The organism is Bradyrhizobium sp. ma5 (assembly GCF_042258955.1).
In the GTDB taxonomy this organism is placed as follows: domain Bacteria; phylum Pseudomonadota; class Alphaproteobacteria; order Rhizobiales; family Xanthobacteraceae; genus Bradyrhizobium.
This window is the reverse complement of sequence record NZ_CP170156.1, coordinates 7,819,343-7,843,828: the sequence shown is the minus strand read 5'-3', so window position 1 is coordinate 7,843,828 and position 24,486 is coordinate 7,819,343. Positions and strand designations below refer to the sequence as shown.

Sequence of the window (24,486 nt, the reverse complement as noted above, 5' to 3'; positions counted from 1 at the left end):
TTGAGCGCCGCTTCGAATGCGGCCCGGTCGAATGCCGGGCGTCCCACATCAACTTTGTTGCGACTTCCCACGTTTTGGCAAGGCCCCCTTCGCGATTCACACCCTTCCGGTGGCGCGCCGATCCCGATAGGTTGCCGGCCTCCAGAGGCATGATCGGGGCGCAAAGCGTCGCGTTCCAGTGGGGTCATGCCAAGACGCGACCGGACGAAGGAACAATCATGGCGACACGGGCCGACGCAATCGCAAACGTGCGAGAGCATTTTCAATCGGGGCAGTTCTTGCAGGAGCTGGACCGCAGGGTCGGCTACCAGACCGAGAGCCTGAACGCTGACAAGGCCGATGCGCTGCGCGCCTATCTGGTCGAGAATCTGCAGCCGGCCTTCGCCGAGCTCGATTTCACGACCCGGCTGATCGAGTCGCCGACCGGCCGCGGGCCCTATCTGATCGCCGACTACCAGGAGGATGCCGCGCGGCCGACCGTGTTGACCTACGGCCATGGCGACGTCGTCGACGGCATGGTCGGCGAATGGCGCGACGGGCTCAATCCCTGGCAGACCACGGTCAAGGGCGACCGCGTCTACGGCCGCGGCACCGCCGACAACAAGGGCCAGCATTCGATCAACATGGCCGCGCTACGCGCGGTGAAGCAGGCGCGCGGCGGCAAGCTCGGCTTCAACGCCAAGTTCATCATCGAGACTGGCGAGGAGATCGGCTCGCCCGATCTGCGCGAGGTCTGCGAGGCACATCGCGAGGAGCTGAAGGCCGATCTTTTCATTGCCTCGGACGGACCGCGGCTGTCGGCGGACCGGCCGACCATCTTCCTCGGCTGCCGTGGCGGCAACCGCATCCATCTCGACGTCAATCTGCGCGAGGGCGGCAACCATTCCGGCAATTGGGGTGGTGTGCTGGCCAATCCGGCGACGATTTTGGTCAACGCGATCGCGAGCCTGGTCGACGGCAAGGGCCGCATGAAGCTCGAGATCCTGAAACCGCCGCCGATCTCGAACCGCGTCCGCGCCGCGCTCGCCGACGTCGAAATCAAGCCGACGGCGGACGAACCGGCGCTGGCGGAAGATTGGGGCGAGGAAGGCCTGACTGCGGCCGAACGGCTCTACGCCTGGAACACGCTGGAAGTGCTGGCGATGTCGTCGGGGAATATCGACAAGCCCGCCAACGCCATTCCGGGCAAGGCGAACGCGGTGCTGCAACTCCGCTTCGTCGTCGGCACCAAATATCTCGAAGTGATCGACGGAGTGCGCGACTATCTGCACAAGAACGGCTTCCCGATGGTCGAGGTCTCGGGCGCGCAGCGCTTCGGCGCCTCGCGCACTGATATGGACAGCCCGTGGATCGACTGGGCGGCGAACTCGATCCGCACCACCACCGGCAAGGCGCCGGCGGTGCTGCCCAACTTCGGCGGCTCGCTGCCGAACGATGTGTTCTCGGAGGGCCTCGGGCTGCCGACGATCTGGGTGCCGCATTCCTATCCGGGCTGCTCGCAGCACGCGCCCGACGAGCACATCCTGCTGCCGGTGACCGAGGAGGCGCTGACCATCATGGCCGGCCTGTTCTGGGACCTCGGCGAGGCACCGCATAAGGGGTGAAGGGCGGGCTCGCCTTTTCCCCGTCATCCTGAGGTGCGAGCGCTTGCGAGCCTCGAAGGATGCACGGCCACCAGCGGGGCCGTCGACCCTTCGAGACGCGCTTCGCGCTCCTCAGGGTGACGGGGAAGAGGTCTACGGCCGGGCATGACGAGCGGAGAACTGGCGCCCGACGCCAGCAAGGAAAACGGAATGACTTTATCAACGCCAGCCGACGCTCAGCACACGACTGCGGTCGACAAGAAAAACATCACCCGCCTGATCGTCGCGACCTCGGTCGGCAATGCGCTCGAATGGTACGACATCTCGGTCTACGCCTATTTCGCGGTCTATCTCTCCAAGGCGTTCTTTCCGGCCAATGATCCGACCACCTCGCTGCTGCTGACCTTCGGCAGCTTCGGCCTGTCGTTCCTGATCCGCCCGATCGGTGGCATCGTGCTCGGCGCCTATGCCGACCGTCACGGCCGCAAGGCTTCGCTGATGCTGTCGATCGTGCTGATGACGTTCGGCACGCTGGTGCTGGCGCTGATGCCGACCTATCAGACCATCGGCATCCTGGCGCCGATCGCGGTGATGCTGGCGCGGCTGGTGCAGGGCTTTTCCGCCGGCGGCGAGTTCGGCTCCTCGACCGCGTTCCTGGTCGAGCACATGCCGGAGCGGCGCGGCTTCGTGGCGAGCTGGCAGTTCGCGAGCCAGGGCGTCAGCGGCCTGCTCGGCGCAGGCTTCGGTGCGCTCTTGACCTCGCTGATGAACCCCGACGACCTGCAATCCTGGGGCTGGCGGCTGCCGTTCCTGTTCGGCGTGCTGATCGGCCCGGTTGGCATCTACATCCGCAACCATGTCGACGATGCGACGCCGCCACCGGCGGCGGGGAAGCAGGACTCGCCGGTCAGGGAAGTGTTCGCGCGGCAGAAGCTCGCGACGATGCTGGCGATCGGCGCGCTCGCGGTGTCGACCGCGGTCAACTATCTGATCGTCTACATGCCGACCTATGTGGTGAAGACGCTCAACCTCGCGCCGTCGGTCGGCTTCATCGCCGCATTCGCCGCGCAGACGGCGGTCGCGCTGCTGGCGCCGATCGCGGGCCTCGTCTCCGACAGGGTCGGGCGCACCACCCACATGATCCTGTTCGCGTTGCTGCTGCTGGTTTCGATCTTCCCGGCCTTCCTGCTGCTCACGGGCAGGCCGACGCCTGTCATCATCCTGATCGGCGTGCTGTGGCTCGGAATCCTCAAGTCGCTTTATTACGGACCGCTCGCCGCGCTGATGTCGGAGCTGTTTCCGGCGGCGACGCGTGCGACCGGGCTCGGCCTCAGCTACAATATCGGCGTCACATTGTTCGGCGGCATGGGACCGGCGATCATGACCTGGATGGGCGGCTTCGCGCCGATCGGCGAGCTCGCACCGGGCTACTACCTCACCGGCGTTTGCCTGCTCAGCCTGTGGTCGCTGTTCACCATCCGACGGCTGCGGCTGGCATAGAGCATGATCCGAAAAAGTGCGAAGCGGTTTTTCGAAAAGATCATGCTCAAATGGTTGATGATTTCGTGAAGCGAAATTCAATTATCCTTGTTGCTGCAAAGCAGCGTAGATAGTCGCAATCAAAGTTTCATCTGACGAAAGTATACGATGTCCGGCGCGCGTTATCCGTCTTAGGATGATATCCGCCGGGCACGTCCCTCGTCGTGCCCGGTTCAGGATTTGCAATTGAGGCAGGGAAGATTAGGGCATGAACGCCTCCACGACTGCGACCGCACGGACCAGCCGCAAGAGGCCGCCGCCAGAGCCGGGCCAACCCGACAAGTTCAACGCGATCCAGAAGGTCTGCGCGATCCTGCGCGTGCTGGCGCAGCGCTCGCCGCTGCGGCTGACCGACATCGCCGATACCACCTCGCTGAACAAGGCGACCGCGCTGCGTATCCTCAACTCGCTGATCGAGGAAGGTTTCGTCAGCCGGGTGGCCGGCGCCAAGACCTATGAGCTCGGCCAGGAGGCTCGGGTGATGGCGGTCGGCGCGCGCCGTTCGGTCGACGTCGCCGAACTGGCGCAGCCGAGCCTGCTCCGGCTGTCGGAGCGCTCCGCGGATACGGCGCTGCTGTCGGTGCGCTCAGGGGTCGAGGCGCTGTATCTGGCGCGCTCGGTCGGCAGCCATCCGTTGCAGCCGAACTATCTGCAGATCGGCAGCCGCCGTCCGCTCGGCGTCGGCGCCGGCGCGCTGGCGCTCCTGGTCTGGCTGCCGGATGCCGAGATCGAGGCCGTGATCGAGGTGATCGTGCCGCGGCTGGCGAAATCGCCGCGCATCACGCCGAAATTCCTGCGCGAGCGGATTGCGGTGGCGCGCAAGGCCGGCCACACCGTGCTGCTCGACGCCGCATTCCCCGGCATGGGCGGCGTCGGCGTTCCCGTGCGCGACGATGCCGGCGAGGTGGTCGCTGCGCTCTCGATCGGCGCCGCCACCGACCGCATCCGCCGCCGCGAAAGCGAGCTCGCCGACATGCTGAAGAAGGAAGCCCAGGTGCTGGCCCGCGCGATGGCCCAGGCGCCGAAGAACGTGCGTGCGGCGAAGACGGGGTGAAAATGCTGCCGCGCTCTTCTTTGCCTCTCCTCGCGCACGGTAGACGTCGCGTCCTCTCAGGATGACGGAATTGGTTTACTCAGCTTGCTCAGTGTCATCACCCGCGCATGCGGGTGATCCAGTATTCCAGAGACGGTCGTGCTTGAGCCGATAGGCCGCGGCGTACTGGATCGCCCGGTCCATGTGCGCAATTGCGCACAGGCCGGGCGACGACAAGAGTGGATGAGGACAAAACTTCACATCCTCTCAGGAACCAAGCGGTTCAATCGAGGCGATGCAGCCGACCACCGGTCGCCGGCAGATGAACCACGACGGTGCCGACAGTTGGATTTTCCAGCAGGATTGACACCCGCTGCGCGTCCTCTGCAACCAACCTGCCCGCGATCGGCGACGAATTGGCGTCATTGATCTGGTAGCTCACGCGCGCGCCGCCAACCGCCGCAGAGATCGGCGCTTCGCGGGCTACTCTGAGCGCGTCGTCCTTGCCGATGTCATGACGTATCCCGTGTCCGATCGCGCGCATTCTCGCCTCCCAGGCGCGCAGGCCCGGATGCTGGTCGAGCAACGCTGTCGTCCCTCCCTTACCCCAGCGCATGAACGCGAGGTTGTGGAAGACCTGAAGATCGGCCGCACTCGGCTGTTCGCCTGCCAGAAAGGCGTTGCCGTTCTCGAGCTGCATCTCCAGCAGCCGCAGGTGCCGGTGCAGCGCGTCGGTCAAGCTCGGGATGGCCGCGCGGAACGCTTCGGGATCGAACGGCCGGCCCCGCAGCGCCGAGCGGTCGGCGATGAAGGCCTCGCTGACATCCCAATCTCCGGAGAACAGCAGTCCCACGACGGTCGGAAACAGCTTCTCGTCTGCCCATAGACGATAGGTCTCCGCGGTGGCCCGGCCGCATGCAAAGATCGACGGAGCCGGAAAGCGGCGCTCGATCTCGTCCAGAATGAGCTCGCTGTCACAATAGATGTCACCGCCGATCTGCAGCACCGGGATGCGGCGGTAACCTCCGGTCAGCGCGATCAGGTCCGGCTTGGGCATGATCGACGGCTGGTTGCAGGCCCACCAGGTGAGGCCCTTGAGGCCGAGCGCGCCGCGGATTTTTTCAGAGTACGGCGAGATATCGTATTGGTGAAGAATCAGGGCGTTTTGATCGACCGTCATGACTTGCTCTCTTTCGGCCTGGTTGCGGCCTGGGCGAAGCGCGCGGTCTCGAAGCGCGCGTCCCTCTCGCGGAGCGAGATCCTGCTCGTCTGTGTTAACGGCGAAAGCGGATGCTGATCCAGGATCATCTTGCGGGGCCGCGCGGGGCGCAGGCATTCTACGCTGCCGAGGTCGCGGCGAACAAGGCGTGCGGGGACGGCGCGGAGGGCCGCGCCATGGACTCGCAAGCCGGGTTTGGTCAAGCGAATAATCCAGGGAACCCAAAGGCATCGGCGCCTTGCGGGATCGCGCCCTTCGGGTCATCATGGGCCGTCCGCCGCAGGAAAAACTTCCCCGCCAGATGACGCTATCGCCTGACGCCACCGACGACGCTGTGACGACGGCGTTTGCCGGCATTCCCGCATTGCTCGACCAGGCACCTCGCTTGGTCTCGCGCGGGCGGCTGCTCAATTGCGACTGCCTGCTCGGTCCGATGGCGCGGCCGTTTCATGCCGCGATCCGTGGCGGCCGCATCGTCGAGCTGGTGCCGTCGCCGGTCCTGATGCGCTCGTGGCGCTTCGCCTATCGCGCGACGCCGCAGGCCTGGGCCGCCTATTGGCAGGCCGAGCCGAGGCCCGGCTGGCACGATCTGCTGGCGCTGACCAAGGGCGGCGAGGCGGTGCTGGAAGGCGATTTGCATCCCTTCATGGCGCACCTGCAATACTTCAAGGACCTGCTGGCGCTGCCGCGGCAGCATTTCGCGGCGGTCGTAGCATGAGCGGCACGATCATGAACGGCCATATCGAGCCGATGGTCGGCCGTTACGTCCACGTCGAGATCGGCGGCGAGCTGCACCGGATCTATTTCGAGGAGAACGGCAAGGGCATTCCGCTGGTCTGCTTGCACACCGCGGGATCAGACGCGCGGCAGTGGCGGCACCTGCTCGCAGACGCGCAATTTGCCGAAAATTTCCGCGTCATTGCCTTCGATATGCCCTGGCATGGCAAGTCGAATCCGCCGAAAAGCTGGGCCGGCGATGAATACCAACTCACCACAGCGCGCTACACCGAAACCATCCGCGCCTTCTGCCGTGCATTGCGGCTGGAGAAGCCTGTCGTGATGGGCTGCTCGATCGGCGGCCGCATCGTGCTCAACCTTGCGATCGAACATGCCGCCGAGTTCCGCGCGCTGATCGGGCTCGAGGCCGCCGATTTCCAGGCGCCGTGGTATGACACCGACTGGCTCAACCGCCCCGACGTTCACGGCGGCGAAGTCTGCGCCGCGCTGGTGTCGGGGCTGATTGCGCCGCAGAGCCCGGCGCCTGCGCGGATGGAAACACTGTGGGGCTACAAGCAGGGCGGTCCTGGCGTGTTCAAGGGCGACCTCTATTTCTATCGTGTCGACGGCGACCTGCGCGGTCGGGTCGCGTCAATCGATACTAAAGTATGCAGGCTCTATCTCCTCACGGGCGAGTATGATTTCTCCTGCACGCCTGAGGACACGAGGCGGACGGCAGCGGCAATAGGGGGCGCCAGCGTCACGATCATGGAAAAGCTCGGTCATTTTCCGATGAGCGAGAATCCGGACCAGTTTCGCCGCTACATCGCACCCGTCCTCGCCGACATTCTCACGCAGTAAATCGACGTTTCCACGAAGGAGTAGACGTATGACATCCAAATATCTGATCGGCTTGGCGCTCGCCGCCGCGCTCGGCGTGAGCCAGGCGCAGGCCGAGGAGCTGACGGGCACCCTGAAGAACATCAAGGACACCGGCGCGATCACGCTCGGCTACCGCGATTCCTCGATCCCGTTCTCCTATCTCGACGACAACCAGAAGCCCGTCGGTTATGCGATGGACATCTGCTACAAGATCGTCGATGCGGTGAAGAAGGAGCTGAAGCTCGACAAGCTCGAGGTCAAGCTCAACCCGGTGACCTCGGCGACGCGTATTCCGCTGATGGCCAATGGCACCGTCGACCTCGAATGCGGCTCGACCACCAACAATGCAGAGCGCCAGAAGCAGGTCTCCTTCACCAACTCGCACTTCCTGACCGCGAGCCGCTACGTCACCAAGAAGGCGAACAAGATCAACTCGATCGACGACCTCAAGGGCAAGACGGTGGTTTCGACCGCCGGCACCACCAACATCAAGCAGCTCACCGAAGCCAATCTCGCGCGTGGGCTGAGCGTCAATATCATCCCGGCCAAGGATCATGCCGAGGCCTTCCTGATGGTCGAGACCGATCGCGCGGTCGCCTTCGTGATGGACGACATCCTGCTCGCGAGCCTCGTCGCCGGCTCGAAGTCGCCGGACGACTACGTGATCTCAAAGGACGCGTTCTCCAAGCCGGAGCCGTACGGCATCATGCTGCGCAAGGATGACGCGCCGTTCAAGAAGGTCGTCGACGCCGCCACCGCAGCGCTCTACACCAGCGGCGAGGGCCAGAAGATCTACGACAAGTGGTTCACCCAGAAGATCCCGCCGAAGGGCCTCAATCTCAACTCGCCGGCTGGACCGGAGATGAAGAAGCAGTTTGCCAAGCCGTCGGATTCGCCGGATCCGGATGCGTATCTGGTGAATTGATCGCAGTGTTGCGCATGACCCGTCGCCGTCGGCGGCGGGTCCCGAAAATAAACGTGTCCGGCCATTTCGGAGGAGAATGGCCGGACATTTGCATAGACGCCGCCCGTGATGTCGGCGTAATGCGTGATCGGCGCGAGAGCGCGGGGGACCCGTGAACTACAATTGGAACTGGCACATCTTTCTCGAGCCGAACCCGATGGGGACCGGCACCTATCTCGACCTGTTGCTGTCGGGACTGGTGGTCACCATCAAGGTGTCGGTGCTCGCCTGGATCATCGCGCTGGTCTCCGGCACGGTGATCGGCGTGCTGCGCACGCTGCCGTCGCGGACGGCGTCGTGGATCGGCTTCTGCTGGGTCGAGTTCTTCCGCAACATGCCGCTGCTGGTGCAGCTCTTCCTGTGGTTCTTCGTGCTGCCCGAGCTGCTGCCGAAATCCGCCGGGCTGTGGCTGAAGCAATTGCCGAACGCGCCGTTCTGGACCGCCGCGGTCGGCGTCGGCCTCTTCATGTCGGCGCGCGTCGCCGTGCAATTGCAGGCCGGCATCGGCTCGCTGCCGCGTGGCCAGAAGCAGGCTTCGACCGCGCTCGGCCTCACCACGGTGCAGACCTATCGCTATGTGCTGCTGCCGATGGCGTTCCGCATCATCCTGCCGCCGCTGACCTCCGAATTCCTCAACACCATCAAGAACAGCGCGGTCGCGATCACCATCGGCCTGATCGAACTGACCGGCCAGGCGCGTTCGATGCAGGAATTCTCGTTCCAGGTGTTCGAGGCGTTCACCGCGGCAACCGTGCTCTATCTTCTTCTCAATTTCGTCGTGGTCACCGCGATGCGCTTCCTCGAGCGCTATGTCGCGATCCCCGGCTACATCACGGGCAAATAACGATGCTCGGCAATCTCGATTTCGACGTCATCCGCCGCTCGCTGCCTTATCTGTTCTTCGAGGGTATGCGCTTCACGCTGACCTTGACGGCGCTCGCGGCATTCGGCGGCCTCGTGTTCGGCACCCTGATCGCCCTGATGCGATTGTCCAGCCACAAGGTGCTCGGGCGCATCGCGGGCTTCTATGTCGACTTCATCCGCTCGCTGCCGCTGGTGCTGGTGATCTTCTGGTTCTACTTCCTGGTGCCTTACATCGGGCAGTGGCTGACCGGCGCGTCGCGGCCGATCTCGGTCGGCGCCTTCGCCTCCTCGCTGATCACCTTCGTCGCATTCGAGGCGGCGTATTTCTCCGAGATCATGCGCGCCGGCATCCAGTCGATCTCGAAGGGCCAGCCGGCCGCGGCCAGCGCGCTCGGCCTGACCTACGCGCAGTCGATGCGCTACATCGTGCTGCCGCAGGCGTTCCGTAACATGCTGCCGGTACTGCTGACGCAGACCATCGTGCTGTTCCAGGACACTTCGCTGGTCTACGTGCTGTCGATCCCGGATTTCCTCGGCGCCGCCAGCAAGGTCGCACAGCGCGACGGCCGTCTGGTTGAAATGTACCTGTTTGCCGCGCTGGTCTACTTCGTCATTTCCTGTGTCGCGTCTTTCGGCGTCCGTCGCCTGCAGTCGCGGATCGCCATTGTTCGCTGAACAACAAGCTGAGCCATCATGATCGAGATCAATCACGTCAATAAATGGTACGGGCCGACTTTCCAGGTGCTGAAGGACTGCACCACCAGCGTCGCCAAGGGCGAGGTGGTCGTGGTCTGCGGCCCGTCCGGCTCGGGCAAGTCGACCCTGATCAAATGCGTCAACGCGCTGGAGCCGATTCAGGACGGCGACATCACGCTCGACGGCATCAAGGTCAACGATCCGAAGACCAACCTGCCCAAGTTGCGCTCCCGCGTCGGCATGGTGTTCCAGCACTTCGAGCTGTTCCCGCATCTGCGCATCATCGACAATCTCCGCCTCGCGCAGGAGAAGGTGCTGGGGCGCAAGCATGACGATGCCACCGCCAAGGGCATGAAGCTCCTGGAGCGCGTCGGGCTGACGGATCATGCCAAGAAGTTTCCCGCCGAATTGTCCGGCGGTCAGCAGCAGCGCGTCGCGATCGCCCGCGCGTTGGCGATGGACCCGATCGCGATGCTGTTCGACGAGCCGACCTCGGCGCTCGACCCGGAGATGATCAGCGAGGTGCTTGACGTCATGGTCGACCTCGCCCGCGAGGGCATGACCATGATGGTGGTGACCCACGAGATGGGCTTTGCCAACAAGGTCGCCGACCGCGTCATCTTCATGGACCGCGGCGAGATCGTCGAGGACGCCAAGAAGGCCGATTTCTTCGGCACGCCGCGCAGCGACCGCGCGCAGAAGTTCCTGTCGAAGATATTGCAGCACTGAGGCGCTGCGCGTCGTGCCAAACCCGTCATCCTGAGGAGCGCGGAGCGCGTCTCTAAGGATGCACGGCCACCGGCCCGGCCGTCGACCCTTCGAGACGCGCGCAAGGGCGCGCTCCTCAGGGTGACGGTGGTAGATTTGCGCAGTTCGCGGGCGCCCGGCGGGAGGCTTTATCCGCGTTAACAATTTGCGTATAGGAAGGGGCAAATCGCGCCCGTCCGCAGGAGAACTCGCGTGGAAAAGATCGCTTACGTCAACGGCTCGTTCGTGCCGCATTCGGAGGCCAAGGTCTCGGTGTTCGACCGCGGATTCCTGTTCGCCGACGGCATCTACGAGGTGGCGGCGGTGCTCGAGGGCAAGCTGATCGACAACGCCTCGCATCTGGCGCGGCTGAAGCGCTCGGTCGGCGAGATCCAGCTTGCGCTCCCCGAGACGCTGGAGCGGATCGAGGAGATCCAGAAGGAACTGGTCAAGCGCAACGACCTCGTCAACGGCATGGTCTATCTCGAGGTCACCCGCGGCGCCGACAAGGGGCGCGACTTCGCCTTCCCGAAGGCCGACGTCAAGCCGACCCTTGTGATGTTCACCTCGGAAAAGGACATCATCAACGCGCCGTCGGCCAAGACCGGCATCAATGTCATCACGGTGCCTGACATCCGCTGGGAGCGGCGCGACATCAAGAGCGTGGCGCTGCTCGCGCAGGTGCTGGCCAAGCAGGCCGCCGCCGCGGCCGGCGCCGGCGAAGCCTGGATGATCGAGGACGGCAAGGTCACCGAGGGCGGCTCGTCCTCGTCCTTCATCGTCACCCAGGACGATGTCATCGTGACCCGGCAGAACGGCAACGAAATCCTGCCCGGCTGCACCCGCAAGGCGGTGGTCAAGCTCGCCGAGGAGCGTCAGCTGCGCATCGAGGAGCGCGCCTTCACGGTTGAGGAAGCGCTTGCCGCCAAGGAAGCCTTCATCACCAGCGCCTCGGTGTTCGTGCAGGGCGTGGTCGCGATCGACGGCAAGCAGGTCGGCAGCGGCAAGGTCGGCCCGATCACCGACCGCCTGCGCGAGATCTATGTCGAGTTCGCCCGCGCGACGGCGGTTTGAACTATCCCCATTCGCGCTGTCATCGCCCGGCTCGACCGGGCGATCCAGTATTCCAGAGACCGCGGCGCTTGAGCCGAGGGGCCGCGGCGTACTGGATGCCCCGCATGAAGCGGGGCATGACAGTGGAGTGTATGGCGGACAGTATCGCCCTCACGCTGCGACCTTCACCTTCACCGGATGCACCGCGCGGAAGCCGATCGCGATCCGGTTCCAGGCGTTGATGGCGCCGATCAGCGTGGTCAGGTTGACGAGCTCGCTGTCGGTGAACTGCGCGCGCACCGCCTCGTAGTCGGCGTCGGGCGCATGGGTCTCTGCAACCAGCGTCAGCGCTTCGGTCCAGGCCAGCGCCGCGCGCTCGCGCTCGCTGTAGAGCGGCGACTCGCGCCAGGCGTTGAGCAGATAGAGCCGCTGCTCGGTCTCGCCATGCTTGCGGGCGTCCTCGGTGTGCATGTTGATGCAGTAGGCGCAGCCGTTGATCTGCGAGGCGCGGGTCTTGACCAGCTCGATTAGCGACTGCTCGAGGCCGCTCGCCGTGATCTGGCCTTCGACCGCAACCAGCGCTTTGATTGTCTCGGGGGCGGCCTGGTAGAAGTTCATGCGGGGTTTCATGGTCATTCTCCTTGGTTATGGGTTCAGCAAAAAGAGCTAGTGCGCACCGCCGCCGCCAGCGAGCTGGCCCGGCTTCTTCAGGAACAGCGCCGCCACCAGTGCGACGATCAGCGCCACGCCGAGCAGATAGAAGGTGTCGCTGAAGGCGAGGATGTAGGCCTGCTTCTGCACGACGTTGCCGATCGCAGCGATTGCGCGGTGGGCGGCGGCGGCCGGATCGGCAACGCCGTGGTTCAGGAAATACTGGGTCAATCCCTCAATCCGCGTTCGGGTTGCCTGTTCCAGCATCGAGACCGACTGCATCAGCACGTTGGAGTGATACTGCTCGCGCTTGGTCAGCAATGTCTGCAGTGCGGCAATGCCGATGGCGCCGCCGAGGTTGCGCATCATGTTGAACAGCGCCGACGCCGATCCGGCATTCTCCGCCTCAATTCCGGCCGTCGCAACCGCCGACAGCGGCGCGAATGCCAGCGCCTGACCGACGGCACGGACGACGTTCGGCCAGAGCAGCTGATCGGCCGCATAGTCGTTGGTCATGTAGATGTTCATGAAGTTGGAGCCGGCGAACAGCGCAAATCCGACGCCGATGACGATGCGCGGGTCGAAGCGCTGCATCAGCCGCGGCACCAGCGGGATCAGCACGAGCTGCGGCAGGCCGGTCCATGCCAGCACCATGCCGATCTGCTCGGCGTTGTAACCCTGAATGCGCGACAGGTATTGCGGCAGGATGAACACCGAGCCGTACAGTGCGATGCCGAGCAGGAAGTTGGCCAGCATGCCGAAGCCGAAATTGCGGCGGGCGAGCAGGCGCAGATTGAGCAGCGGCTTCTCGACGGTGAACTCGACGATGAGGAAGGCGACCAGCGCGACGGCTGCGATCACCGACAGGCGGACGATGAAGGGCGAGCCGAACCAGTCGTCCTTGTTGCCCTCTTCCAGCACGGTCTGCAGCGCGGCGAGGCCGATCGCCATGGTGATGATGCCGAGCCAGTCGCCCTGGCGGATCAGGGACAGCTTCATCGGGCTCGGATCGAGCGAGACGTACAGCATCGCGATCATCACGGCACCAGGCACCAGATTGACATAGAAGATGTACTGCCAGCCCCAGTTCTCGGTCAGATAGCCGCCGATGGTCGGGCCGATCGCCGGCGCGAAGGTCGCCGACAGCGCGAACAGCGCCAGCCCGATCGGCTGCTTCGCCTTCGGCAGCAGCGTGATGATCAGCGTGAATGCCATCGGGATCAGCACGCCGCCGGTGAAGCCCTGCACGGCGCGCAGCGCGATCATCTGCGGCAGGTCCTGCGCCAGCGCGCAGGCGCCCGAGAACACCAGGAACAGGAACGCATTGGTGAGCAGATAGATGCGCACCGAGAACACCTGCGCGAGCCACCCGGAGAGCGGGATCACCACGATCTCGGCGATCAAATAGGAGGTCGAGATCCAGCCGCCGTCATCGATGCCGGCGCCGATGCCGCCTTGAATGTCGGCAAGCGAGGCATTGACGATCTGGATGTTGAGTACCGCCATGAACGCGCCGAGCGTGGCGCCGACCACCGCGATCCAGGTTTTGGTCGGGATCGCGGGCGTTGCGGGGGCTGCCGGGGCGGGGAGGTTCGCAGCGTCGGCTGCATTGGCGGTGGGCTGGAGCGTGGTCATCGGGATCGTCCTTGCTTGCCCGCAGAACATGGATTAGGCGGCCCGTTTCGATAATCCGGGAAAGACTGAAAGGATTGTCCGGCGGCAATTGATAATCGGGACGATGGCGGCAACTGCGGCCAGTGGCTCGTCATTGCGCTTGGTCTGCGGTGTCGACTGGTGAGGTGAGCACGCCTCTCAGGCTCCCTCTCCCCTTGTGGGAGAGGGTGGGCAGAGGGGTGGCCCCGGGCGCTGACGACAGAAATTCGCGAGAGCTGCTTCAATTGTGCCGTACCCGTGGCCGGCGGCAGCGGCGTCATCGCAAACCAACAAGCGTCAACGCAAGCGGCACCCCTCTCCCCAACCCTCCCCCACAAGGGGGGAGGGAGCCCTTCCGCCGGTGATCGCGGCACGAAGGAGTGGCGTAGCAGGGAGGCGCAGCAAAACGCGATCGACCACCGAGTGGGTGATCGATCGCGCGTAGCAGGACGTTGGTCGTTGAACGCTAGCCGCCGCTCGCCCGCGTCGCCGAGGCCAGCCGCCGCTTCTCTTCCCGCTCGGCCAGCACGGTCGCCTTGGTGTTGACGGTCGGGATCGCCGACATGCCCGGCCGCAAGAGACCGGTGAGGCTGTGGTCGTCGAGCACGATCTTCACCGGCACGCGCTGCACGATCTTGGTGAAGTTGCCGGTGGCGTTGTCGGGCGGCAGCAGTGCGAATTCGAGGCCGCTGGCCGGCGACAGGCTGTCGACATGGCCCTTCAGCGTGGTGCCGTGAAAGCTGTCGACGGTGAGCTCGACCGGCTGGCCGTTCCGCACATGGGTCAGCTGCGTCTCCTTGAAATTGGCGACCACGTAGACCGCATCGAGCGGCACCACGGCCATCAGCTGGGTGCCGGCCTGGACGTATTGGCCGACGCGGAGCGTGCGGGCGCCGACCGTGCCGTCGACCGGCGCGGTGATCCGCGCGTAGGACAGGTTCAGCTCGGCCTGCTGCTCGACCGCGCGGGCCCGGTCGGCCTGCGCGACAGCCTGGGCGCGCTGCGTGGTGAGCACATCGACCTTGCGCTGCGCCGCCGACAGTGCCGACTTGGCGTGCTGCAGCTGCGCCGTATTGCTGCGCAGCGCGGCGTCAGTCTGCTGCGCGCGTTGAATGGTGCCGGAACCGGATTTCATCAGCCCGTCGTAGCGGCGCTGCTCTTCCTGGGCGAATTTCAGATTGGCTTCGGCGGCTTCGACATCGGCGGTGCTCTGGTCGATGATCGGCTGTTGCAGCTCGAGCTGGGCATCGAGGTTGCGCACCGAGGCATCGGCGGCGTCGACGTCGGCCTTGGCCTGGCCGAGCGCGGTGCGGTAGTCGCGGTCGTCGATCTCGGCCAGCAGCTGGCCGGCCTTCACCGGCTGGTTGTCGGTCACCAGCACGCGGGCGATGTAGCCCGACACTTTCGGGGCGATGATCGTGGAGTCCGCCTTCACATAGGCGTCGTCGGTGGATTCGAGGTAGCGGCCGGTGGTGAGGTAGTCGTAGCCGAAGTCGCTGGCCACGGCGACGCCGAGCACGGCGGCGAGCCCGAGCGCCACCCGCTTGACCGTCCGCCGCGATGGGCGGAGGCCGATTTTGGCTGATTCTTCAGGGATATAGGTCGTAGTCGACATGGTCGTCTCCTGGCCGAACATTCGCGTCCTTCCAGAAAAGGGCGCCGGATACGGCCCTTAGATGCAATGTCCTCCCCGCTGTGATAATCCCGATAAAACTGGAAGCATTATCAAGCCAGCGCTGATAATCCGGACCTTGTTACATGGATCGCCTGACCAGTTTGACCGCCTTCGTCCGGGTCGTGGATTCCGGCGGCTTTTCCGCCGCCGGCCGCAAGCTCAACATGTCCACCACCATGGTGAGCAACCACGTCCAGTCGCTGGAGGACCGGCTCGGCGCCCGGCTGCTCAACCGCACCACGCGCAAGGTCAGCCTCACCGAGGTCGGCCAGGCCTATTACGACCGCTGCATCCAGATCCTCGCCGACATCGAGCAGGCCGACGAGGTCGCGGGCGCGCAGCAATCGGTGCCGCGCGGCACGCTGCGCATCTTCACCAACACCCATCTGGTCCAGTTCCTGTCGTCGACGGTGACCGGGTTCCTCGCCGCCTATCCCGAGGTCAAGGTCGACCTGATGATCGGCGAACGCTCGGCCGACCTGCTCGACGAAAATTTCGATCTCGCCGTGCAGATGATCCCGCCGCGCGATTCCGCGCTGATCGTGCGCCGCATCGCCACCTGGCGGCACGTGTTGTGCTGTTCGCATGATTACGTCGAGGCGCACGGCAAGCCGGAGCTGCTCGCCGACCTCGCGACCCGCAACTGCGTTCGCCATATCAACTACCCGTTCGGCGACGAGTGGCATTTCGTCGACCGCAAGGGCGCGCCGGCAGCGGTGAAGGTGACGGGCAATCTCGTCTCCAACAGCGGCGAGACGCTGAAGCTCGCGGCGCTCGCCGGCGTCGGCGTGTTCCTCGCGGCGGGCTTCCTGGTCCGGGATGAACTCGAAGCGGGGAAGCTGGTTCGGCTACTGCCCGAATACCGGCCGGTCGAGCTGACGATGAACGCGATCTACCCGCACCGCCATCACCTCTCGGCGAAGGTGCGCGTCTTCATCGATCTCCTGGTGCATCACGCCACCGAGCAGCAGAAGCTGATCAATCCGTATTCGTGAGGCAGCGCGCAGGGTGGGCACGCTTGCGCGTTGCTAACGCCGCGCTGCCAATTCTATTCCCGTCATCCTGAGGTGCGAGCTCTTGCGAGCCTCGAAGGATGAATCGGCCCGGCTGCTGGCCGTCCATCCTTCGAGGCTCGCTCCGCTCGCACCTCAGGATGACGGGACCGGCAGCGCGTAGCGATTCTGCCACTTGTCATGACCGCCCGGCACTCCACGCATGGCGTTCGCGTGTATGAGAGGAACAGCTCATCTACCCGCCCGAGGCCTGCCATGCCACTTCGCGTCCTCACCTCCATCCTGTTTGCGATCGCAGCAAATGTGCTGCTGCAGGCTCCGGCGCGCGCAGGCTATCCCGACCACATCGTGAAAATCGTGGTGCCGTTCGCGCCGGGCGGCGGCACGGATGTTGTGGCGCGCACGCTAGCGCAGGAGATGCAGAAGGATCTTGGCGTCACCGTCATCATCGAGAACAAGCCGGGGGCGGGCACCATCATCGGCACGCAAAGCGTCGCGGTCAGCCCGGCCGACGGCTACACGCTGCTGATGGCGACCTTCGCCAACGCGGTGAATTCGAGCCTCTACGCCAAGCTGCCCTACGACGCCCACAAGGATTTTGTCCCGGTGGCGCTGGTCGCGCGCTCGTTCAATGTCGTCGTGGTCAATCCTGCTTCGCCGATCAAGTCGATCGCCGACCTGATCGCGGCTGCGAAGGCCGATCCGGAAAAACTGTCCTACGGGACCTATGGCACCGGCACCTCGGCACATCTGGCCGGCGAATTGTTCAAGCATATGGCTGCTGTCAATCTGACCACCGTGCCCTACAAGGGCGCGGCGCCTGCGATCACGGACCTGATGGGCGGCCAGATCCAGGTGATGTTCACGACGGTGGCAAGCTGTGCGTCGCTGGTCGAGGCCGGTCAGCTGCGCGCGATCGGGGTCACCTCGGTCGAGCGCTCGGCATCGTTCCCGCAATTGCCGACGGTGTCCGAAGCCGGTGTGCCGGGCTATTCAGCGGAATCCTGGTACGGCCTTTACGCACCTGCGAACACGCCGCCCGAGGTCATCGACCGCCTCAACAAATCAGCGGCCAGGGCCGTGCAGGCCGAGGCCTTCAGGAAGCTCAGCGTCAATGAGGGCCTCGTGATGGTGGCACAGCCCCCGGCCGAGCTCGACCGCTACTTCACGGCTGAGGAGGCGCGTTGGCGCAAGGTGATCGGAGACGCCGGCATCAAAGCCGAGTAGGCTGCCTGCCCGGCACGGCGATCACATCTTTTTGCATCGCCATGCCGCAACCGTGATTCTAGACGCAACGAATGGTTCCTGGGGTCGTTGATGACGGGACGCCGGCAACACCGCCGGTTTGGATCAACCCTCGGGCTGGGGAGTGAGCCATGTGGATTCTGTTGCTGCTGCCGTTTATCGGCTTGCTATGGGTGCCGTTCTATAATTTCCTCGAGCCGTCGCTGTTCGGTTTTCCCTTCTTCTACTGGTACCAGCTCGCCTGGGTACCGATCTCCTCGCTGCTGATCTGGCTGGTCTATCGCAGCCGGCGGCCTGACGCCGACGAGCAGCGGTGAGGGGACAGCCATGACCGATCATATCGCCTGGGTGGCGCTCTCCGTCTTCATCTTCTTCTTCGCCCTCGTCACCGTGATGGGCTTCTTCGCGGCGCGCTGGAAATCCGGCCCGGTCAACGAGCATCTCGATGAATGGGGTCTCGGCGGCCGCCAGTTCGGCACCTGGATCACCTGGTTCCTAGTTGGCGGCGATTTCTACACCGCCTACACCGTGATCGCGGTGCCGGCGCTGGTGTATGCGGTCGGCGCCTACGGCTTCTTCGCGCTGCCCTACACCATCATCGTCTATCCCTTCGTATTCGCCGTCATGCCGGTGCTGTGGAAAAAGGCGCATGCCAACGGCTACGTCACCGCTGCGGATGTCGTGCACGGCGCCTATGGCTCGCGCAGCCTCGAGCTCGCGGTGGCGCTGACCGGCCTGGTCGCGACCATGCCCTATATCGCGTTGCAGCTGATCGGCATGGAGGTCGTGATCAAGGCGATGGGCCTGACCGGCGAGCTGCCGATCATCGCCGCCTTCGTGATCCTTGCGCTGTATACCTATAGCTCCGGCCTGCGTGCGCCGGCGCTGATCGCCTTCGTCAAGGACATCATGATCTACATCGTGGTGCTGACGGCCGTGGTCGTGGTGCCCTCGAAGCTCGGCGGCTATGGCGCGGTGTTCTCGGCGGCCAACGACGCCTTCACGGCGAAGGGCGGCGCCACCGGACTGACGCTGAAGCCCGGGCAGTATCTGCCCTACGCGACGCTGGCGCTCGGTTCGGCGCTCGCCGCCTTCATGTATCCGCACACGCTGACCGGCATCTTCGCCTCGAAGTCGGCGGATACGATCCGCAAGAATGCGATCCTGCTGCCGGCCTATACCCTGCTGCTCGGCCTGATCGCGCTGCTCGGCTACATGGCCTATGCCGCGGGTATCAAGGTGACGTCGCCGAACGACGTGGTGCCGATGCTGTTCAAGACGCTGTTCCCGGAATGGTTCGCGGGCTTTGCGTTCTCGGCGATTGCGATCGGCGCGCTGGTCCCGGCGGCGGTGATGAGCATCGGCGCCGCCAATCTGTTCACCCGCAATGTCTGGAAGTCCTACGTCAATCCGGACATCTCGCATGCCGGTGAGGCGTCGGTGGCGAAGATCACCTCGCTGGTGGTGAAGGTCGGCGCGCTCGCCTTCATCCTGTTCCTGCCGACGCAATATGCGCTCGACCTGCAACTGCTCGGCGGCCTCTGGATCGTGCAGACGCTGCCGGCGTTGGTGTTCGGCCTGTTCACCCTCTGGTTCCGCGCCGAGGGCTTGCTGCTCGGCTGGGCAGCCGGCATCGGCTGGGGCACCTACACGGCGTGGAGCAACGGGCTGAAGCCGCTCGCTAGCATCTCGCTCGGCGATGCCACCTACAGCTTCTACGTCGGCCTCGGCGCGCTCTTGCTCAACATCGTGGTGGCCGTGATTGCGACCGTCGTGGTCGGCTTGATCTCACCCGCCAAGCGCGGCGCGGCGGCCTGAGCCGTCGTGCGTATCTGACGGGGCGGAGGTGAGAAGCGCGGTCAGCCGCGCCACCTCCGCCTTGGTCTTCTCGATCGCGGCGTCCTTGACCGGGCCGTATCCTCGGATTTCCATCGGCGCTTTTGCGATCGCTGTGAGATCGGGCAGCCGTGCGGCATCGAGTTTGCCGAGCAAGGTCTCGATCAACGTCTCGTACCAGGTGATCAGCTCGCGCTCGGCGCGACGCTCCGCGGTGTAGCCGAACATGTCGAACGGTGTGCCGCGCAATCCCTTGAGCCGTGCCAGCAAGCGGAGTGGCGTCTGGATCCACTGGCCGAATGCGCGCTTGCGGGGCCGGCCGCGTGCATCGCGCCGTGCCGGCAGCAGCGGCGGCGCGAGATGGTACTGCATCGTGAAGTCGCCATCGAATTCGCGCTTGAGGGTCTCGAGGAAGCCGCTCTGCATATGCAGCCGCGCCACCTCGTATTCGTCCTTGTACGCCATCAGCTTGAACAGTGAGCGGGCGACGGCGTCGGTCAACGTCTCGTTTCCGAGCGCGGTTTCGGCGTGACGGACGCGGTCGACCGTGGCGCGATAGCGCGCGGCATAGGCCGCATCCTGATAATCCCGCAGAAAATCGGCGCGCCGCGCGATCATCTGCTCCAGCGTCTCGGGCGTGTCGCGATCGGCGTTCTCGCCCTTCGGCAAAAACTCCGGATCGGCGAACGCAATCCGGCCCCAGGCCAGCGCCTGCTTGTTGCGCTCGATGGTGACGCCGTTCAATTCGATCGCGCGCGTCAGTGCATCCAGCGACACCGGCACCAGGCCCTGCTGCCAGGCGAAGCCGAGCATCATGATGTTGGCGTAGACGCTGTCGCCGAGCAGCCGCTCGGCCAATGCATTGGCGTCGATTGCGGTGAGGTTGCCTGGTCCGATCACCCGCTCGATGGCGCGCAAGCGAACCGGCGAGGCGAGGTCGGCGTCACGAAAGCGCACCACGTCGCCGGTCGGCATCTCCGCGAGGTTGACCGCGGCGCGCATGCCCTTGCGGTAGGTGCCGGACGTCTTGGCCGACGAGCTCACCACGAGGTCGCAGCCGATCAGCGCGTCCGCCGCGCCCTGGTCGATCCGCACCTGGTGCAGCGCCTCGGGCAGAGCCGCGAGCCGCAGATAGCTCAGAACGGGGCCGAACTTCTGCGCGAAGCCGGTGAAGTCGAGCACCGAGACGCCGCGGCCCTCGAGATGCGCGGCCATCGCGATCAGCGCTCCGACCGTGATGACGCCGGTGCCGCCGACGCCGGTGACCAGCAGGTCGTAGGGCTTATCGAGCGGCGCGAACTCCGCCACCGGAAGTGCTGCGGCGCGTGCCAGCGGATCAATCGTGCTTGCGCCTTTCGCCCGCCGTTTGCCGCCTTCGATCGTCACAAAACTCGGGCAGAAGCCGTTGAGGCAGGAAAAATCCTTGTTGCAGGTCGAGAGGTTGATCTTGCGCTTGCGGCCGAACGGCGTCTCCTTCGGCTCGACGCTGAGGCAGTTGGATTCCACCGAGCAGTCGCCGCAGCCTTCGCAGACGAGGTCGTTGACGTAGGCGAAACGCGCGGGATCCTTGATCGTGCCGCGCTTGCGCCGCCGCCGCTTCTCGGTGGCGCAAGTCTGCTGATAGATCAGCACGGTGACGCCGGATATCCCGCGCAGCTCGCGCTGGACGGCGTCCATCTCCTCGCGCGGGTGGATGGTGACGCCCACGGGCAGATCGGCCGGCGAGAACTGCGCGGGCTCATCCGAGACCAGCGCGATCCGCGCGACGCCTTCGGCGCGGACAGAATGCGCGATCGCTTGCACGCTGACTGGGCCGTCGACCGGCTGGCCTCCGGTCATCGCCACGGCATCGTTGAACAGGATCTTGTAGGTGATGTTGGCGTTGGCTGCGATCGCCTGGCGGATCGCCATCGAGCCGGAGTGATAGTAGGTGCCTTCGCCGAGATTCTGGAACACATGGCTGTTGCCGGTGAATTTCGACGAGGCCGCCCAGTTGACGCCTTCGCCGCCCATCTGGATCAGCGACGATGTCTCGCGATCCATCCAGCTCGCCATGAAGTGGCAGCCGATGCCGGCCAGCGCCTTGGATCCTTCGGGCACCTTGGTGGAGGTGTTGTGCGGGCAGCCCGAGCAGAAATATGGCGTCCGCGTCGCGCCGGGGACGGCGATCGTGCGATCCTGCTCCGGCCTGAGCGCGGCGACGCGGCGGGCGAGCTGCAATTCCGGAAACATCGGATCGAGCCGCCGTGCCAGCACATCTGCGAGCATCAGCGGCGACAATTCGCCGGTCCAGGAGATCAGCCGCGCGCCGGTTTCGTCGTGCTTGCCGACCATCCGCTCCGGCTTGGAGCCGGGATAGTCGTAGAAATATTCCTTGAACTGGCTCTCGATGATGCCGCGCTTCTCCTCGACCACCAGTATCTCGCGCTTGCCTTTCACGAACTCCATCGCATCATGCAGCGCCAGCGGCCACACCATGCCGACCTTGTAGATGTCGATGCCGAAGCGGCGGCACGCGGCCTCGTCGAGCCCGACCAGCCGCAGCGCCTCCATCAGATCGAGATGCGCCTTGCCCGTGGTGACGATGCCGTAGGTCGCATCCCTGATGTCGTAGATGCGGCGGTCGATCGGATTGGCTTTTGCAAAAGCATAGACTGCGTGCTTCTTTGCCTCCAGCCGCTCCTCGATCTGCGGGCCCGGCAAATCCGGCCAGCGATAGTGCAGGCCGCCGGGCGGCGGCTCGAAGTCGGGCTGCACGAACACCCGCGGTGGCTGCAGCTCGACCGAGGCGCCGGATTCCACGATCTCCGAGATCGCCTTGAAGCCGACCCACATGCCGGAAAATCGACTGAGCGCGTAGCCATATTCGCCGAATGCGAGATATTCGCCGACATCGGCCGGATGCAGCGTCGGCATGAACCAGCTCATGAAGGCGACGTCGGATTGGTGCGGCATCGAGGACGACACGCAGCCGTGGTCGTCGCCGGCGATAACAAGCACGCCGCCATGCGGCGAGGAGCCATAGGCATTGCCGTGCTTGAGTGCATCGCCCGAGCGATCGACGCCGGGGCCCTTGCCGTACCACAGGCCGAACACGCCATCGACTTCGCGATCCCGTTGCGTCTCGACCTGCTGCGAGCCGAGCACCGCGGTGGCGGCGAGGTCCTCGTTCACGGCGGGCAGGAATTCGATGCGGCTCTCCTTCAGCCGCTCGCCGATCTTCCACAATTCGAGATCGACGCCGCCGAGCGGCGAGCCGCGATAGCCCGAGATGAAGCCCGCGGTGTTGAGGCCGCTCGCACGGTCGCGCCTGATCTGATCAAGCGCAATGCGCACGATCGCCTGCGTGCCGGTGAGGAAGACGCGGCCGCGTTCCCTGCTGTAGCGCTCGGACAGCTGGTAGGCGTCGAGCAGCGGCATCTGGCCCATGACTAGCCCTCCGGGAATCGCAATGTCTGACCGGACAAGGCTACGCCCGAAGGGTTGGTAGGTCTTACCTATCTGTTCGATTGAGGCCAAAAATATGGTAGGATGTTGTAATGTGTACCGATATACGGTAGATTCTACCAAATCGGAGTTTTTGAATGGTCGAGGAGCTAGACGAGAAAATCCTCGCCGAACTGCAAAGGGACGGCCGCGCCACCAACCAGCAGCTGGCGGAAACCGTCGGGATGTCGACCTCGGCGTGCTGGCGGCGGGTCCGCGCGCTGGAGGAGTCCGGCGTCATCTCGGGCTATTCGGCGCTGGTTGCGCGCGAGCACGCCGGTTTTGCGACCTCGGCGATCCTGCACGTCTCGTTGGAGCGGCACGACACGAAATTCGTCGACGAGTTCGTCGCGCGGGTGACGCAGCGCCGCGAGGTGCTGGAGTGCTTCGCGACAACAGGCGACGCCGATTATCATCTGCGCGTCGTCGTGCGCGACATGGACGCCTACAACCGATTCCTCGACGAGTTCATGTTCCGCATCCCCGGCATTCGGCATGTGCGCACCAACGTAATCCTGAAGGAGATCAAGACCGGCGTGGCGCTGCCGTTTTAGTTTGTCGTTCGAGGCACGCGCGTCTCTCTCTCCCACGTCATTCCGGGGCGTGCGCAGCACGAGCCCGGAATCCATTCCTCCACGAGCTATGCGGCTTGATGGATTCCGGGCTCTCGCTTCGCGAGCCCCGGAATGACGAGGGAGGACGCTACGCTTCCGCCGCTTTGGGCCGCATCAGCAGCATGAACACCATGACATGACAGCAGCAGCGGCACGTAGAGCGCCGGGATATAGATGCCAGCGCCGAACAGGCCGGGATCCGCGTTCCTCGTCGCGCCCATGAAGTAGGCGTTGAGGAGATCCAGCGTGCCCCAGATGTTGAAGAACCAGACGATCGGAATTGCCACCGGCCAGCGCCACGACAGTGCCGCCATCGCGAGCAGCGCGAGCGCTGCGGCGATCAGATCGCCCCAGCCGACCGCGCTGGCAAACACCGGGTTCACCTCCGACGACACGAAGCCTGTGACCATAAAGTTCATGCCGAGAAATCGGAAGGCATGGAACGCTGCAAGCAGCCGGAGCGCCTCATGGCGAGGCCAGGTGCGGAGCGCCGGCCAGACATAGGTCGCGGCCACCACGGCACTGGTCAGAAATGCTCCGGCGACGCTGAGCAGGAATGGAATGTTGAGACTGACTGGCACGGTCGGCTCCTGTCTGACTGTCGATCCGGCCGGACCCGGCGATCGGATCCGGCCTCGGCGAGGCGCTCAGGGTTTGACGCTTAAGGCTTGGCGAGCAGCAGGCGCAGCGGCAGCAGCGGGCCGACCGCGATGTAGTCGTGGTCCATGATGTCGAGCTTGGACAACGGCAGCCCCTCCATGATCGCGTGCGCCTCGGATGTATCCTTGGCGTCGAGCAGGAAGACGACGCCGCGGCCGTCGGATCGCGAATACCATTCGCGAACCTTGCCGTTGAGATAGAGCTGCACGGTCTGCCGGATCTCGTCCGGCATGACGGCCATCACCTGTTCGCGGGTGACGCCGACCTTGACGGTCAGGATGACCATCACGCCGGTGGTGATGGTGGAGGGGGGCTGTGCTTGTGTTTGGGCTTGGGCAAGAGAGGGAGCGGTCATG

General features: G+C 64.7%; 22 protein-coding genes. 15 read left to right on the top strand and 7 right to left on the bottom strand.

Annotated elements, in window-relative coordinates:
- Positions 1–218 precede the first annotated feature (218 nt).
- The 3 genes from ACE103_RS36965 (at position 219) to ACE103_RS36955 (ending at position 4,176) form a co-directional block, all read left to right on the top strand.
- Positions 219–1,604 (top strand): M20 family metallopeptidase, encoded by a 1,386-nt coding sequence (locus ACE103_RS36965; protein ID WP_375777020.1) that lies wholly within the window; start codon positions 219–221, stop codon positions 1,602–1,604.
- A 189-nt stretch (positions 1,605–1,793) separates the two neighbouring features.
- Positions 1,794–3,083 (top strand): MFS transporter, encoded by a 1,290-nt coding sequence (locus ACE103_RS36960; protein WP_375777019.1) that lies wholly within the window; start codon positions 1,794–1,796, stop codon positions 3,081–3,083.
- A 247-nt stretch (positions 3,084–3,330) separates the two neighbouring features.
- Positions 3,331–4,176, top strand: coding sequence for an IclR family transcriptional regulator (locus ACE103_RS36955; RefSeq protein ID WP_375777018.1), 846 nt, complete (start codon positions 3,331–3,333; stop codon positions 4,174–4,176).
- Between the two features lie 262 nt (positions 4,177–4,438).
- On the opposite strand, the gene ACE103_RS36950 is transcribed toward ACE103_RS36955, so the two are convergent.
- Positions 4,439–5,491 (bottom strand): glutathione S-transferase family protein, encoded by a 1,053-nt coding sequence (locus ACE103_RS36950; RefSeq protein ID WP_375777017.1) that lies wholly within the window; start codon positions 5,489–5,491, stop codon positions 4,439–4,441.
- A 184-nt stretch (positions 5,492–5,675) separates the two neighbouring features.
- Between ACE103_RS36950 and ACE103_RS36945 the strand changes: the two genes are divergently transcribed.
- From ACE103_RS36945 to ACE103_RS36915, 7 genes are all read left to right on the top strand, one after another.
- Positions 5,676–6,092 carry a hypothetical protein gene (locus tag ACE103_RS36945; protein WP_375777016.1) on the top strand — a complete coding sequence of 139 codons (417 nt, stop codon included), beginning with the start codon at positions 5,676–5,678 and terminating at the stop codon, positions 6,090–6,092.
- Positions 6,089–6,952: an alpha/beta fold hydrolase gene (locus tag ACE103_RS36940; protein ID WP_375777015.1), complete on the top strand. Its 864-nt coding sequence runs from the start codon at positions 6,089–6,091 to the stop codon at positions 6,950–6,952. Before ACE103_RS36945 ends, ACE103_RS36940 begins: the two co-directional genes overlap by 4 nt.
- Positions 6,953–6,980: 28 nt before the next feature.
- Entirely contained in the window at positions 6,981–7,898 is a 918-nt protein-coding gene (locus ACE103_RS36935; RefSeq protein ID WP_375777014.1) for an amino acid ABC transporter substrate-binding protein, read from the top strand.
- 151 nt (positions 7,899–8,049) lie between these two features.
- Entirely contained in the window at positions 8,050–8,781 is a 732-nt protein-coding gene (locus ACE103_RS36930; RefSeq protein WP_223967032.1) for an amino acid ABC transporter permease, read from the top strand.
- Between the two features lie 2 nt (positions 8,782–8,783).
- Positions 8,784–9,476, top strand: a complete 693-nt coding sequence (locus tag ACE103_RS36925; protein WP_375777013.1) for an amino acid ABC transporter permease — start codon at positions 8,784–8,786, stop codon at positions 9,474–9,476.
- Positions 9,477–9,494: 18 nt separating this feature from the next.
- Positions 9,495–10,226, top strand: a complete 732-nt coding sequence (locus ACE103_RS36920; protein ID WP_223967036.1) for an amino acid ABC transporter ATP-binding protein — start codon at positions 9,495–9,497, stop codon at positions 10,224–10,226.
- Positions 10,227–10,457: 231 nt separating this feature from the next.
- A complete protein-coding gene (locus ACE103_RS36915; protein ID WP_223967037.1) occupies positions 10,458–11,318 on the top strand; it encodes a D-amino-acid transaminase in 861 nt (286 codons plus the stop codon).
- 150 nt (positions 11,319–11,468) lie between these two features.
- Here ACE103_RS36915 and ACE103_RS36910 read toward each other — a convergent pair whose 3' ends face one another.
- From ACE103_RS36910 to ACE103_RS36900, 3 genes are all read right to left on the bottom strand, one after another.
- Positions 11,469–11,927 carry a carboxymuconolactone decarboxylase family protein gene (locus tag ACE103_RS36910; RefSeq protein ID WP_194458547.1) on the bottom strand — a complete coding sequence of 153 codons (459 nt, stop codon included), beginning with the start codon at positions 11,925–11,927 and terminating at the stop codon, positions 11,469–11,471.
- A 36-nt stretch (positions 11,928–11,963) separates the two neighbouring features.
- A complete protein-coding gene (locus ACE103_RS36905; protein WP_375777012.1) occupies positions 11,964–13,583 on the bottom strand; it encodes an MDR family MFS transporter in 1,620 nt (539 codons plus the stop codon).
- Positions 13,584–14,067: 484 nt separating this feature from the next.
- Positions 14,068–15,216, bottom strand: coding sequence for an HlyD family secretion protein (locus ACE103_RS36900; RefSeq protein ID WP_375777011.1), 1,149 nt, complete (start codon positions 15,214–15,216; stop codon positions 14,068–14,070).
- Positions 15,217–15,359: 143 nt separating this feature from the next.
- On the opposite strand from ACE103_RS36900, the gene ACE103_RS36895 reads away from it, so the two are divergent.
- From ACE103_RS36895 to mctP, 4 genes are all read left to right on the top strand, one after another.
- A complete protein-coding gene (locus tag ACE103_RS36895; RefSeq protein WP_223967041.1) occupies positions 15,360–16,271 on the top strand; it encodes a LysR family transcriptional regulator in 912 nt (303 codons plus the stop codon).
- A 273-nt stretch (positions 16,272–16,544) separates the two neighbouring features.
- Positions 16,545–17,516, top strand: a complete 972-nt coding sequence (locus ACE103_RS36890) for a tripartite tricarboxylate transporter substrate binding protein (RefSeq protein ID WP_375777010.1) — start codon at positions 16,545–16,547, stop codon at positions 17,514–17,516.
- A gap of 149 nt (positions 17,517–17,665) precedes the next feature.
- Complete coding sequence (locus ACE103_RS36885; protein ID WP_223967043.1) at positions 17,666–17,851, top strand: DUF3311 domain-containing protein; 186 nt, start codon at positions 17,666–17,668, stop codon at positions 17,849–17,851.
- Positions 17,852–17,861: 10 nt separating this feature from the next.
- Positions 17,862–19,352: a monocarboxylate uptake permease MctP gene (mctP, locus tag ACE103_RS36880; protein WP_375777009.1), complete on the top strand. Its 1,491-nt coding sequence runs from the start codon at positions 17,862–17,864 to the stop codon at positions 19,350–19,352.
- On the opposite strand, the gene ACE103_RS36875 is transcribed toward mctP, so the two are convergent.
- The gene (locus ACE103_RS36875) at positions 19,323–22,799 is read right to left on the bottom strand and encodes an indolepyruvate ferredoxin oxidoreductase family protein (protein WP_375777008.1); all 3,477 of its coding nucleotides are present in this window, start codon (positions 22,797–22,799) and stop codon (positions 19,323–19,325) included. The two genes, mctP and ACE103_RS36875, sit on opposite strands and share 30 nt — an antisense overlap.
- Positions 22,800–22,954: 155 nt before the next feature.
- Between ACE103_RS36875 and ACE103_RS36870 the strand changes: the two genes are divergently transcribed.
- Positions 22,955–23,410 carry an Lrp/AsnC family transcriptional regulator gene (locus ACE103_RS36870; RefSeq protein ID WP_375777007.1) on the top strand — a complete coding sequence of 152 codons (456 nt, stop codon included), beginning with the start codon at positions 22,955–22,957 and terminating at the stop codon, positions 23,408–23,410.
- An 86-nt stretch (positions 23,411–23,496) separates the two neighbouring features.
- On the opposite strand, the gene ACE103_RS36865 is transcribed toward ACE103_RS36870, so the two are convergent.
- Positions 23,497–24,051 carry a hypothetical protein gene (locus ACE103_RS36865; RefSeq protein ID WP_375777006.1) on the bottom strand — a complete coding sequence of 185 codons (555 nt, stop codon included), beginning with the start codon at positions 24,049–24,051 and terminating at the stop codon, positions 23,497–23,499.
- 80 nt (positions 24,052–24,131) lie between these two features.
- On the bottom strand, positions 24,132–24,485 hold the full coding sequence (locus ACE103_RS36860) for a hypothetical protein (protein WP_375777005.1): 354 nt from the start codon (positions 24,483–24,485) through the stop codon (positions 24,132–24,134).
- Between the last annotated feature and the right edge of the window lies 1 nt (position 24,486).